We start from the raw sequence: 11,982 nt of genomic DNA, 5'->3' as shown, positions 1-11,982 counted from the left end.
AGCTCGCTCACCGGGTCTCCAGGGGCTCGGGCTGCTCGGTCTCGCCGAGCAGGGCGGGGGTGATGGGCAGCAGCCGGGCGGCCGCGCCGCCGCAGAGCACGACGACGGCCCGGCCGCGGCGGGCGTGGCGCAGCGCCGTGGGCCACCAGGCCTGCGGGTCGCCGCTGTGGCGGTCGGGGGAGTCGAGGACCAGCAGGTCGGCGGCCGCGAGGTCGGTCAGCAGCGCCGTGCGCGCCTCGGCGGGCGCCGCCTCGAACCGCGCGCGGGGATCGAGGCCGTGCCCGCGGGCGATCTCGTCCGCGTCGGCCCGCCTCCCGGCCAGGGCCAGCGCCTCGGCGATGACGTCGGCGGTGCGCAGCTTCCCCTCCGGCTCGCTGACCCCGGGCGCGTCCACCACCGCGGCCCGGCGGGGCTCGACCCCGGTCACCGTGCCCGACGTGGGCCGCAGCCTGCCGGTGATCGCCAGCCCGAACGCGGTGTGCCCGTCGCCCGGCTCCCCGGCGACCACCGCGAGCTGGCCCGACCCCACCCGCAGCGACGTCGCCGCGAGCATCCCCGCGACGGCCACCGCGTCGGCGCGCATCTCCATGACCCGACCCCCGATTTAGACTGACCGGTCAGTTCACATTCTGCGCCGCGCGGGACCGAGGGGCAACCGGAGGACGGGTGACGCCCGCTACCGCCCGTCGACCCGGGTGGCGGCGTCGCCGAAGACGAACGGGCTGGGCTCGCACTCGGCGATGAAGTCGGCGGGGAAGCCCAGCCGGAACTCCACGGCCGCCTCCAGCCGCGCGACCGCCTCGTCGGGCAGGGTCAGGTCCACGGACCGCAGGACGTCGGTGAGCTGGTCGACATCGCGCGCCCCCACCAGCGGCAGCACCGAGCGCGACCGGCGCCGCGTCCACGCGACGGCGACCTGGGCCGGGGTCGCGCCGAGCTCGTCCGCGACCGCCCGCACCGCGTCGGCCGCCGCGCGCTCCCGCCCGGTGAGCGAGCCCGGGTCGCTGCGCCTGGTGCCGCCCGCCAGCTTGCCCGCCGCGAGCGGGGCCCACGCCGCGACGCTGAGCCCGAGCGCGTCGGCCATGGGCAGCAGCTCGCGCTCGGCGTCGCGGTTCAGCAGGCTGTACGGCACCTGCAGCCCCGCGAACGGCGTCCAGCCGCGCCACTCCGCCAGCGTGTTCGCCCGCGCCGTGAGCCAGGCGGGGGAGTCGGAGATCCCGATGTAGAGCACCTTGCCCGCGCGGACGGCGTCGTCCAGCGCCCGCATGGTCTCCTCCACCGGCGTGTGCCGGTCCCAGACGTGCACCCAGAGGATGTCGACGTAGTCCGTGCGCAGCCTGCGCAGGCTCCGCTCCAGCGACAGCACCAGGTTCTTGCGGTGGTTCCCGCCCCCGTTGGGGTCGGTCGCGTCCCGGGTGAGGGTGTACTTCGTGGCGATCACGAACCGGTCCCGGTCGGCGACCACCGAGCCGAGCAGCGCCTCGCCCTCTCCGTAGGCGGACGCGGTGTCCAGGACATTGCCGCCCGCGTCGGCGTACGCCCCGATCAGGCGGCGCGCCTGGTCGGCGTCGTCGAACGCCATCGTGCCCAGCAGGAGTTCCGAGACGCGCAGCCCGGTAGTGCCGAAGAGTCGGTATCGCATGATCCCGACTATGCCCGGAAGGCTCAGCGCAGGGCGTCGGCCGGGCGCAGCTCCCACACCGTCCACAGCGGCCGGTACCCCTGGCGCGCCCAGAACGTCGGCGACAGCGGGTTCGGCGGGTTGTAGTACAGGAACGACCCCGCCGACCGCGGCCCCAGCAGCGCGCCGTGCACCGCGTCCATCAGCGTCCGCCCCACCCCAAGCCCGCGCGCCGACGGCAGCACGGACAGGCAGTTCACGAACACCCAGCGCCCCGCCCGCACCCGGGTGCGCGCCCAGCTGCCCGGCTGCGCGTCGGTCTCCCACGCCTCGACCATGCCGACCGCGACGCCCTCCAGCTCCGCGATCCAGGTCGGGTCGCCGCGCTCCAGGTGCCCGGACACCGTCGCGCGCTTGATCGCCCGCGCGTCCGGCCGCACGATCCCGCCGCCCACCAGCGCCGCGTACTCGACCTCGGCCATCGCCAGGTCCACCAGCGCGTCCAGGTCCGCGGGCGTCGCCCTGCGCACCGAGCACACGCTCGTCCCCAGCGGCAGCCGCCCGGTCCGCGCCGCGAGCACGGTCAGCGGCACGAACCCGTGCGCCAGCAGCGGCGCGGTCGCCTCCGCGTCCCGGCTGGGCCAGGTCACCACGCACGACGAGTCCGGCCCCGACGGCTCCAGCCGCTGCCGCCACCGGCTCAGCAGCGCGTCCACGCCCGCACCCCCGGTCCCGCCGACGATCGGGTGCAGCTCGCGCACATCGCGCGCCGACCACAGCGTCTGCGCCGCCCCGGGCTGGTGCAGCGTCCGCACCACCACCCCGGCCACCCGCTCGCCGCCGGGCAGCGCCGCGGTCAGCACCGCGCCGTCCGGCGGGGGAGCGGGCTCGGGCAGCAGCGGGTCCAGCGCGGCGAACCGGGCCGCCTGCGCGCGCGTCAGGGCGTCCAGGATCACCGCACGCACCGGAAGATCGCGGTCCCGGGGAACAGCCTGCCGCGCAGCGGGCTCCACTGGCCCCACTCGCGGGTGTGCCCCTCCGGCCACTCCGGCTCCACCAGGTCGAACAGGTGGAACCCGGCGTCGTCGAGCGCGCTGATGTAGTCGCCCAGGGTCCGGTGGTGCTCCACGTACGTCGCGCGCCCCTCCGCGTCCACCTCGACGTACGGCGTCCGGTCGAAGTAGGAGGTCCGCGCGGTGAGCCCGTCCGGCCCCGGGTCGTCCGGGAAGATCCACCGCATCGGGTGGGTCACCGCGAACGTCCACGTCCCGCCCGGCCGCACGACGCGCGCCACCTCGGCGAACACCGCCCCGACGTCGGGCACGAACGGCACCGCGCCGAACGCCGAGCAGGCCAGGTCGAAGGAGCCGTCGGCGAACGGCAGCCGCTCGCCGTTCGCCTGGACCAGGGGCACGGCGATGCCCGTCGCCGCGTTCATCCGGCGCGCGTGCGCCAGCATCCCCGCGGACAGGTCCAGCCCGACGGCATAGGCTCCCTGCGCGGTCAGCCAGCGCGCGCACGGCGCCGAGCCGCAGCCCACCTCCAGCACCGACCGGCCCGCGATCTCTCCGAGGAAGCCGACCTCGGCCTCGGTCGGCCCCTCCGGGCACCAGCGGAACTCCGCCGGTCCGATGAACTCGCCGTGCTCGGCGTGGTAATCGTCGGCGTCGGCGTCCCACCAGGCGATATTCGCCGCCTGGGACTCCGTCGACCCGACCGGCCTGCGGGCGATCCCGGCGGTGCCGAGGGCCCGTTCCGCGCTGACGTGGCTGTCGCTGGACACCGGTCCATCTTCGCAGCCACCCCAGGTTTGCCCAGGCAGCGGCCAGCCGCGTAGGATATCGCCCGCGCAGTGGATTTCGTGCTGGCCTGCCTATCTCCATGCATTTGGGTGTCCGTCGGCGACGTGTTGTCCGCCGCGCGCCGCACATTGTCCACAACGACCCCAAATCCGTAGCGGAGCCACCTACCTGATGTCCACCGACACCACCACCGTCCCGACTGCCGCGCAGGCGAACAAGCCGCAGGTCGCCATCAACGACTTCGGGACTGAGGAGGAGTTCCTCGCCGCGATCGACGCGACGATCAAGTACTTCAACGATGGCGACATCGTCGAGGGCACGATCGTCAAGGTCGACCGGGACGAGGTCCTGCTCGACATCGGCTACAAGACCGAGGGTGTCATCCCCTCTCGTGAGTTGTCGATCAAGCATGATGTCGACCCCGCCGAGGTTGTCTCGGTCGGCGACGAGGTCGAGGCCCTGGTTCTCCAGAAGGAGGACAAGGAGGGCCGCCTCATCCTGTCCAAGAAGCGCGCGCAGTACGAGCGGGCGTGGGGCACGATCGAGGCCCTCAAGGAGGCGGACGAGCCGGTTCGTGGCACGGTCATCGAGGTCGTCAAGGGCGGCCTGATCCTCGACATCGGCCTGCGGGGCTTCCTCCCCGCGTCGCTGGTCGAGATGCGCCGCGTGCGCGACCTGCAGCCCTACGTCGGCCGCGAGCTCGAAGCCAAGATCATCGAGCTGGACAAGAACCGCAACAACGTGGTCCTGTCTCGCCGGGCGTGGCTGGAGCAGACCCAGTCCGAGGTCCGCAGCGAGTTCCTCAACCAGCTGCAGAAGGGCCAGGTCCGCAAGGGCGTCGTGTCCTCGATCGTCAACTTCGGCGCGTTCGTGGACCTCGGCGGCGTCGACGGCCTGGTGCACGTCTCCGAGCTGTCCTGGAAGCACATCGACCACCCCTCCGAGGTCGTCGAGGTCGGCCAGGAGGTCACGGTCGAGGTCCTGGACGTGGACATGGAGCGCGAGCGCGTGTCGCTGTCGCTCAAGGCCACCCAGGAAGACCCGTGGCGCCAGTTCGCCCGCACCCACGCGATCGGCCAGATCGTGCCGGGCAAGGTCACTAAGCTGGTGCCGTTCGGCGCGTTCGTCCGGGTGGACGAGGGCATCGAGGGCCTGGTCCACATCTCCGAGCTGGCCGAGCGCCACGTGGAGATCCCGGAGCAGGTCGTGCAGGTCGGCAACGAGGTCATGGTCAAGGTCATCGACATCGACCTGGAGCGCCGCCGCATCTCGCTGTCGCTGAAGCAGGCCAACGAGGGCTTCACGCCGGACTCGGAGTTCGACCCGACCCAGTACGGCATGGCCGCCGAGTACGACACCGAGGGGAACTACATCTACCCCGAGGGCTTCGACCCGGACACCCAGGAGTGGCAGGAAGGCTTCGAGAAGCAGCGCGAGGAGTGGGAGCGGCAGTACGCCGAGGCCCACACCCGCTACGAGGCCCACATGCGCCAGGTCTCCAAGGCCGCCGAGCTCGACGCCGCCGCGGCGGCCGAGGCGGCCACGGGTGGCAGCGCCGGTGGCGAGCAGAACTACTCGTCCGGTGGCGGGGAGCAGGCCGCGCAGAGCGGCGGCACCCTGGCCAGCGACGAGCAGCTCGCCGCGCTCCGCGAGAAGCTCTCCGGCGGAGTCTGATCGTTTCCACCGCCAGTGGCCCCGCACCGATCCGGTGCGGGGCCACTGGCCGTTTCACCCGGTCGATCCGTCGCGGACAGCCCGGGCTCGGGCCTACCGTTGTGCCATGCGCGCCAGGTGGCTGTGGGGACCGCTCCTGCTGCTCGCGGGCTGCGGGTCCGGCCCGACCGAGCCCGCCACCATGCCCGAGATCCCGCTGTTCACCACCACGACCCCGAAGCCGACGCCCAGGGCCGAGCGGAAGGTGCCGCGCGACTGCGGGCTGGTGATCACCGACGACGACCTCGCCGCGCTCAAGGTCAAGGTCGGCGGCGGCACGCAGGAGGTCGCGGGCGTGCCCGTCCCCGACATCAAGCGCACCGCCCGCGTCGACTGCTACTTCGGCGTCCCCTCGGGTGACCGGTCCAAGGCCGCGCTCATCGTCACCCTCGCCTCCTACGAGACGCCCGCCGCCGCGCAGGCGCGCGTCGAGCTGACCATCGGCGACGAGCGCAAGCTGGGCGCGGCCGTCACCGAGGTCGCCGTCGGCGCGGGCCGCGGCCACTACATCGAGGGCGCGTCCCGGATGGTCGTGGCCCGCCACGGGCGCGTGACCGTGGTCGTCGACGCCTCGCCCAGGCTGCTGCCCGACGACCAGGCCCGACGCGTCCTGCCCGCGATCGCGGACCGGGCGCTGACCGCGCCCGGCGGCGGCTCCTGACACAATGCCCCGGTGCTGCGCATCGGGCTCTCCGGCGGGATCGGGTCAGGCAAGTCGACGGTGGCGGGCAGGCTCGCCGAACACGGGGCGCTCGTCATCGACGCCGACCGCGTCGCCCGGGAGGTCGTCGAGCCCGGCACCGACGGCCTCGCCGAGATCGCCGCCGAGTTCGGCCGGGACGTCATCGTCGACGGGGCGCTCGACCGCGCCGCCCTCGCCGCCCGCGTCTTCACCGACGACGACGCCCGCAAGCGGCTCAACGCGATCGTCCACCCGCGCGTGGCCGCCCGCACCGCCGAGCTGATCGCCACCGCCCCCGCCGACGCCGTCGTCGTGCACGACGTGCCGCTGCTCGTCGAGAACGGCCTCGCCCCGTTCTACCACCTGGTGATCATCGTGGACGCTCCCGTCGAGACCAGGGTCGAGCGGCTCGTCGGGCGCGGCCTCGCCGAGGCCGACGCCCGCGCCCGCATCGCCGCCCAGGCGGACGAGGCGGCCCGGCGCGCCCTCGCCGACGTCTGGCTGGACAACTCCGGCACCCCCGACCTCGTGCTCGCCGAGGTCGACGCGCTCTGGGCCGACCGGATCGTCCGCTACGAGGCCAACGTGCGGCTGCGCCGCCACACCCCGCGCGGCGCGCCCCGGCTGGTCGAGTACGACCCGACCTGGCCAGCGCAGGCCGAGCGCGTCCGGGCCCGGCTCGCCGCGGCCACCGGCTGCCGCGTCGACCACGTCGGCTCCACGTCGGTGCCCGGCCTGGCCGCCAAGGACGTCCTCGACTTCCAGGTCACCGCCGACCCGGCCACCGCCGAGGCGCTGGAGACGCCGCTGGCCGACGCGGGCTTCCCGCACTACCCCGGCCTGGAGGACACCCCGTACCCGGCGGACGACGACCCGGCCCGCTGGCGCAAGCGCACCCACGTCGGCGCCGACCCCGACCGGTGGGTCAACGTCCACATCCGCCAGGAGGGCATGCCCAACTGGCGCTACGGCCTGCTGTTCCCCGCCTGGCTGCGCGCCGACGCCGCCGCGCGCGCGGAGTACGAGGAGCTCAAGCGGACGCTCGCGGCCCGGGCCGGGACCATCATCGAGTACGGCGACGCCAAGACGCCCTGGTTCGAGCAGGCCCACGGACGCGCCGAGGCGTGGGCGCGGGAGACCGGCTGGACGCCCTAGAAGGGCGGCCACACCTCGAAGATGTGCTTGTAGGCCAACCACGCCGACAGGTCGTGGCGGAAGCGGCTCAGCTCCTCCAGCGTCTTGTGGACGGTGCACAGCGCCAGGTCGGCGTCGGCCGCGCGCAGCACGCGCCCGGCCACGGCGGCGGCGAACTCCTCCGAGCGCACGATCCGCGCGGACGTGCCGCCCGGCGCGGCCAGGCCGAGCAGCAGGTCGGTGGTGCGCCAGAGCCTGCCGTCCGTGCGCACCCGGACGGCGCTGAGCACGCTCGGGCCGGTGCGGGCGTGCCGGGACCTCGGCCGCTGCTGGGTCAGCCGCAGGTTCAGCTCCGGCAGCAGCCAGGTGACCTCGGAGTCGGCGAACGGGTCCTCCGGCGTCGGGCACTCCAACCGCAGGCCCCACCGTTCGATCTGGCAGACCCGCAGGCTGCGCGAGGTTCCCGACGAGTAGCTGCGAACCGCGGTGACCGTGTCGACAATGTCGACCAGCTGCGGCGTGATGGTCGTGCCCACGTCGCCCGAGGGTAGCCGCAAGCGCGCTGACTGTGACCACGCCAACCGATTCGTTATGTCACGACTCGTGCGCTCTGCGGTATCGGTCGAGCGAAAATCGGACTCGACCGAATACCCGCGGTTGACCGTGGCGCGCATCCCCCACTAAAGGGGATGCCAGGGCACCACGATCTCGTGACCGGCAAGCCAGCGGTTCACGTCGTACCCGGCGTGCGCGATGCCCGCGACCGCCCGCTGCGCGCGGGACAGGGCGCGTTCGCCAGCGCCCAGGTCGAGGACCCCGGCGCGCACGGCGGCGAGCAGTTCGTCGTTGTCCTCCACCCACACCGACCGTCCCGTGCGGACGAGGACGTCGAGGTAGAGGTCGACCGTCTGCCAGATGTCGGTGTGCTTGGCGGGGTCGCCGTGCACGGAGATGTCGACGACGTCGATGTAGAAGTCGTGTCCGAGATCGACACCCGGGTGGCCGCGCCACCGGGAGACGCGCAGGCCCATCGCGGGCAGCAGGGCGGACTCGAAGTAGGCGATGCGGCGGTGGCCGTCCACCGGCCGGGCCATGTAGAGCCCGGGACCGATGTGCCGGTACTCGTCGACCAGGCGGACGAAGCCCTTCGGATCGACGTTGGTCCTCGCGGCCGGATCGAACACCTCGACCTTGGGGGCGTGGGTCGTGTGGTCCCGGCGGGCGAGCGGGACCGAGGTTTCGGCGGACATGCCGCCATCGTGCCCACAAGGACCCGCGGCAGCCCAGTCCTTTCGCGCCGAACTGCCCACCCGAACGGGTGAATACCGGCTAGGCTCCCGCGCGATCACCGTGCCGGAAAGGGCCACCCCCCGATGTTCGGAATCCTGCGGCCCTGCCGCCACCGCCTGCCCGGCGACCTCGCCACGTCGTGGCTCGCCCACCTCTGCGGCCTCTGCCTCGCCCTGCGCGACGACCACGGCCAGTTCGCCCGCACCGTGACCAACTACGACGGACTCGCGATCTCCGCGCTCGTGGAGGCCCAGGCCGAGCGCGACGACCGGCGGGTCGCGGGGCCGTGCCCGCTGCGCGCGATGCGCAGCACGCCCGTCGCCGAGGGGGCGGGCGCGCGGCTCGCCGCGGCGGTGTCGCTCGTGCTCGCCTCGGCCAAGGTGCGCGACCACGTCGAGGACCGCGACGGCGTGCTGGCCAGCAGGCCCGTCGCCGCCGCGGCGCGCACCGTCGCCCGGCGCTGGGCGCGGCAGGGCGCCCGGACCGGTGCCGACCTCGGCTTCGGCACCGCGGTCCTGTTCGACGCCGTCGGCCGCCAGGGCGAGGTCGAGGCCGCGGTCGGCGTCGGGTCGTCCGTGCTGACCGCCACCGAGCCCACCGAGACGGCGACGGCCGCCGCGTTCGCCCACACCGCCGTGCTGGCGGGCAGGCCGGGCAACACCGGGCCGCTGGCCGAGGCCGGGCGCCTGTTCGGCCGCATCGCCCACCTGCTCGACGCCGTGGACGACCTCGACGCCGACCGCGCCGCGGGCCAGTGGAACCCGATCACCGCCACCGGGTCCGACCTCGGCGAGATCCGCAGGCTCTGCGACGACGCCGTGATGGGCGTGCGGCTCGCGCTGGCCGAGGCGGAGTTCCGCGACCAGAAGCTGGTGCACGCCCTGCTGGTGCACGAGCTGGGCATGGCCGTGCACCGGGCCTTCGCGGCCCACCACCCGCCGGGCGGGCACCAGCCGGGCCACCTGCACCCGCAGTGGCTGCCGCCGGAGGGCAGGCCGCCCGCCGCGCACGGGCACGGCCCGCACGGGCCGGTGCCGCCGCACGGCCACCGGCACCGCGCCGACCGGCCGTCGCGGTGCCTGTGCTGGCGCTGGCCCAGGCTGAACCCGCAGCCCAGGCCGCGCGGAGTGTTCGTGGGCTGCGGCGCGTGCCTGTACGAGTGCGGAACGTGCCAGCAGTGCTGCCGCGACCCGTACCCGGGGCCGTGGTCGGACAAGCGGCGGGACGCGTGGTGCGACAGCTGCGACTGCGATTGTGACTGTTGCGGCTGCGACTGCTGATTGTCGGTGGGCGGGCGTAGCCTCGGGACGTGGCTTTCGCGACCGAGCACCCCGTCTTGGCCCACTCCGAGTACCGGCCGGTGGGCGACATCCCGCGCACCGGCGGGCGCTTCCGCATGCGCGCGTCCTACCAGCCCGCGGGCGACCAGCCCGCGGCCATCGACGAGCTGGAGCGGCGCATCCGGGCGGGCGAGCAGGACGTGGTGCTGCTGGGCGCGACCGGCACCGGCAAGTCGGCCACCACGGCGTGGCTGATCGAGCGGCTGCAGCGGCCCACGCTGCTGATGGCGCCGAACAAGACCCTCGCCGCCCAGCTGGCCAACGAGTTGCGCGAGTTCTTCCCCGAGAACGCGGTGGAGTACTTCGTCAGCTACTACGACTACTACCAGCCCGAGGCGTACATCCCGCAGACCGACACCTACATCGAGAAGGACTCCTCGGTCAACGACGACGTCGAGCGGCTGCGCCACTCGGCGACCATGAGCCTGCTGTCGCGGCGCGACGTCGTGGTGGTCGCGTCGGTGTCCTGCATCTACGGCCTGGGCACGCCGCAGTCGTACCTCGACCGCTCGATCCCGCTGCGCGTGGGCGACACGGTCGAGCGCGACGTGTTCCTGCGCGCGCTGGTCGACGTGCAGTACAGCCGCAACGACATCGCCTTCGCGCGCGGGACGTTCCGGGTGCGCGGCGACACGGTGGAGATCATCCCGGCGTACGAGGAGCTGGCCGTCCGGGTCGAGTTCTTCGGCGACGAGATCGACTCGCTGTACTACCTGCACCCGCTGACCGGCGACGTAGTGCGGCAGGAGCAGGAGCTGCGCATCTTCCCCGCGACGCACTACGTGGCCGGTCCCGACCGGCTGGAGCGGGCGATCAAGGGCATCGAGGGCGAGCTGGAGGCCCGGCTGGCCGACCTGGAGCGCAAGGGCAAGCTGCTGGAGGCCCAGCGGCTGCGCATGCGCACCAGCTACGACATCGAGATGATGCGCCAGGTCGGGTTCTGCTCGGGCATCGAGAACTACTCCCGGCACATCGACGGCCGCCCGGCCGGGTCGGCGCCCGCGACCCTGCTCGACTACTTCCCCGAGGACTTCCTGCTGGTCATCGACGAGTCGCACGTGACGGTGCCGCAGATCGGCGGCATGTACGAGGGCGACATGTCCCGCAAGCGCAACCTGGTCGAGCACGGCTTCCGGCTGCCCAGCGCGGTCGACAACCGGCCGCTGACCTGGGAGGAGTTCGCCGACCGCATCGGGCAGACGGTGTACCTGTCGGCGACGCCGGGCCCGTACGAGCTCGGCCAGACCGGCGGGGAGTTCGTCGAGCAGGTCATCCGCCCGACCGGCCTGGTCGACCCGGAGGTCGTGGTCAAGCCGACCGAGGGCCAGATCGACGACCTCGTCCACGAGATCCGCCTCCGCGCCGACCGCGACGAGCGCGTCCTGGTCACGACGCTGACCAAGAAGATGGCCGAGGACCTGACCGACTACCTGCTGGAGCTGGGCATCAGGGTCCGCTACCTGCACTCCGAGGTGGACACCCTGCGCCGGGTCGAGCTGCTGCGCCAGCTCCGCCTGGGCGACTACGACGTCCTGGTGGGCATCAACCTGCTGCGCGAGGGCCTCGACCTGCCGGAGGTGTCCCTGGTCGCCATCCTCGACGCCGACAAGGAGGGCTTCCTCCGCAGCGGCACGTCCCTGATCCAGACCATCGGCCGCGCCGCCCGCAACGTCTCCGGCGAGGTCCACATGTACGCCGACAAGATCACCGACTCGATGCGCCACGCCATCGACGAGACCAACCGCAGGCGCGAGAAGCAGCGCGCGTACAACGAGGCCAACGGCATCGACCCCCAGCCGCTCCGCAAGAAGATCGCCGACATCCTCGACCGCGTCTACTCCGAGGCCGAACCCGACGACACCGTCCCCGTCGGCGGCTCCGGCCGCAACACCTCCCGAGGCAAACGAGCCGCAGGCGAACCGGGCGCCGCCAAGTCCGCGGGCATCACAGGCAAAGACCCCTCCAAGATGCCCCGCGCCGAACTGGCAGACCTCATCCAATCCATGACCGACCAGATGATGAACGCCGCCCGGGACCTCCAATTCGAACTGGCCGCCCGCCTCCGCGACGAGATCCACGACCTCAAACGCGAACTCCGCGGCATGGACGCCGCAGGCATCAAGTAATCCGCGCATCCCACACGCCCCCAGCAGGCGGACCGCCCTTGCGACGAGTCCGCCTGCTGGGCTCGCCCACACCGCCCACGGCTCGGGCCATCCGTGTCCGGCGGGCGTCTGCCTGACCATTCGTGTCCCCCGGCCGCCTCCCCTTCTTCCTCCGTCGACCGGTGCGTGCTCCTATGTCTGCCGGTGCGTGATCGTCGTCTTCTGGTCGGCTGGTGTGCGGCTGCGACCGGTCTCACCAAGGCCAACCAGTAGGGCGCTTCAGCTCTCCCGAACC

11 protein-coding genes are annotated in these 11,982 nt (G+C 73.1%); 5 read left to right on the top strand and 6 right to left on the bottom strand.

Going from position 1 to position 11,982, the window contains the following annotated elements:
* Nucleotides 1–7 precede the first annotated feature (7 nt).
* The 4 genes from IEY98_RS15395 to IEY98_RS15380 form a co-directional block, all read right to left on the bottom strand.
* Nucleotides 8–589 carry an ABC transporter ATP-binding protein gene (locus IEY98_RS15395; protein WP_189211109.1) on the bottom strand — a complete coding sequence of 194 codons (582 nt, stop codon included), beginning with the start codon at nucleotides 587–589 and terminating at the stop codon, nucleotides 8–10.
* Between the two features lie 87 nt (nucleotides 590–676).
* Complete coding sequence (locus IEY98_RS15390) at nucleotides 677–1,642, bottom strand: aldo/keto reductase (RefSeq protein WP_189211108.1); 966 nt, start codon at nucleotides 1,640–1,642, stop codon at nucleotides 677–679.
* A gap of 23 nt (nucleotides 1,643–1,665) precedes the next feature.
* Nucleotides 1,666–2,586 (bottom strand): GNAT family N-acetyltransferase, encoded by a 921-nt coding sequence (locus IEY98_RS15385; protein WP_229786933.1) that lies wholly within the window; start codon nucleotides 2,584–2,586, stop codon nucleotides 1,666–1,668.
* Complete coding sequence (locus IEY98_RS15380) at nucleotides 2,574–3,404, bottom strand: class I SAM-dependent methyltransferase (protein WP_189211107.1); 831 nt, start codon at nucleotides 3,402–3,404, stop codon at nucleotides 2,574–2,576. Before IEY98_RS15380 ends, IEY98_RS15385 begins: the two co-directional genes overlap by 13 nt.
* A 190-nt stretch (nucleotides 3,405–3,594) precedes the next feature.
* On the opposite strand from IEY98_RS15380, the gene rpsA reads away from it, so the two are divergent.
* The 3 genes from rpsA (at nucleotide 3,595) to coaE (ending at nucleotide 6,973) form a co-directional block, all read left to right on the top strand.
* The gene (gene rpsA, locus IEY98_RS15375) at nucleotides 3,595–5,097 is read left to right on the top strand and encodes a 30S ribosomal protein S1 (RefSeq protein WP_189211106.1); all 1,503 of its coding nucleotides are present in this window, start codon (nucleotides 3,595–3,597) and stop codon (nucleotides 5,095–5,097) included.
* Between the two features lie 106 nt (nucleotides 5,098–5,203).
* Nucleotides 5,204–5,797: a hypothetical protein gene (locus tag IEY98_RS15370; protein ID WP_189211105.1), complete on the top strand. Its 594-nt coding sequence runs from the start codon at nucleotides 5,204–5,206 to the stop codon at nucleotides 5,795–5,797.
* A gap of 12 nt (nucleotides 5,798–5,809) precedes the next feature.
* Complete coding sequence (gene coaE / locus IEY98_RS15365) at nucleotides 5,810–6,973, top strand: dephospho-CoA kinase (protein WP_189211104.1); 1,164 nt, start codon at nucleotides 5,810–5,812, stop codon at nucleotides 6,971–6,973.
* Here the strand turns inward: coaE and IEY98_RS15360 are convergent.
* Together IEY98_RS15360 and IEY98_RS15355 are read right to left on the bottom strand one after the other, a co-directional pair.
* The gene (locus IEY98_RS15360; protein WP_189211103.1) at nucleotides 6,970–7,488 is read right to left on the bottom strand and encodes a ribonuclease FAU-1 family protein; all 519 of its coding nucleotides are present in this window, start codon (nucleotides 7,486–7,488) and stop codon (nucleotides 6,970–6,972) included. The genes coaE and IEY98_RS15360 overlap by 4 nt on opposite strands.
* A 144-nt stretch (nucleotides 7,489–7,632) precedes the next feature.
* Nucleotides 7,633–8,202 carry a DUF402 domain-containing protein gene (locus IEY98_RS15355; RefSeq protein ID WP_189211102.1) on the bottom strand — a complete coding sequence of 190 codons (570 nt, stop codon included), beginning with the start codon at nucleotides 8,200–8,202 and terminating at the stop codon, nucleotides 7,633–7,635.
* Nucleotides 8,203–8,325: 123 nt separating this feature from the next.
* Here IEY98_RS15355 and IEY98_RS15350 point away from each other — a divergent pair, with 123 nt between their 5' ends.
* Nucleotides 8,326–9,522: a DUF5685 family protein gene (locus IEY98_RS15350; protein ID WP_189211101.1), complete on the top strand. Its 1,197-nt coding sequence runs from the start codon at nucleotides 8,326–8,328 to the stop codon at nucleotides 9,520–9,522.
* A 29-nt stretch (nucleotides 9,523–9,551) separates the two neighbouring features.
* A complete protein-coding gene (uvrB, locus tag IEY98_RS15345) occupies nucleotides 9,552–11,708 on the top strand; it encodes an excinuclease ABC subunit UvrB (protein ID WP_189211100.1) in 2,157 nt (718 codons plus the stop codon).
* The last annotated feature ends 274 nt before the right edge of the window (nucleotides 11,709–11,982 follow it).

Source organism: Actinokineospora fastidiosa, assembly GCF_014648415.1.
GTDB lineage: Bacteria > Actinomycetota > Actinomycetes > Mycobacteriales > Pseudonocardiaceae > Actinokineospora > Actinokineospora fastidiosa.
Note: the sequence above shows the minus strand (reverse complement) of the source record. Positions and strands in the feature narration are given on the sequence as shown.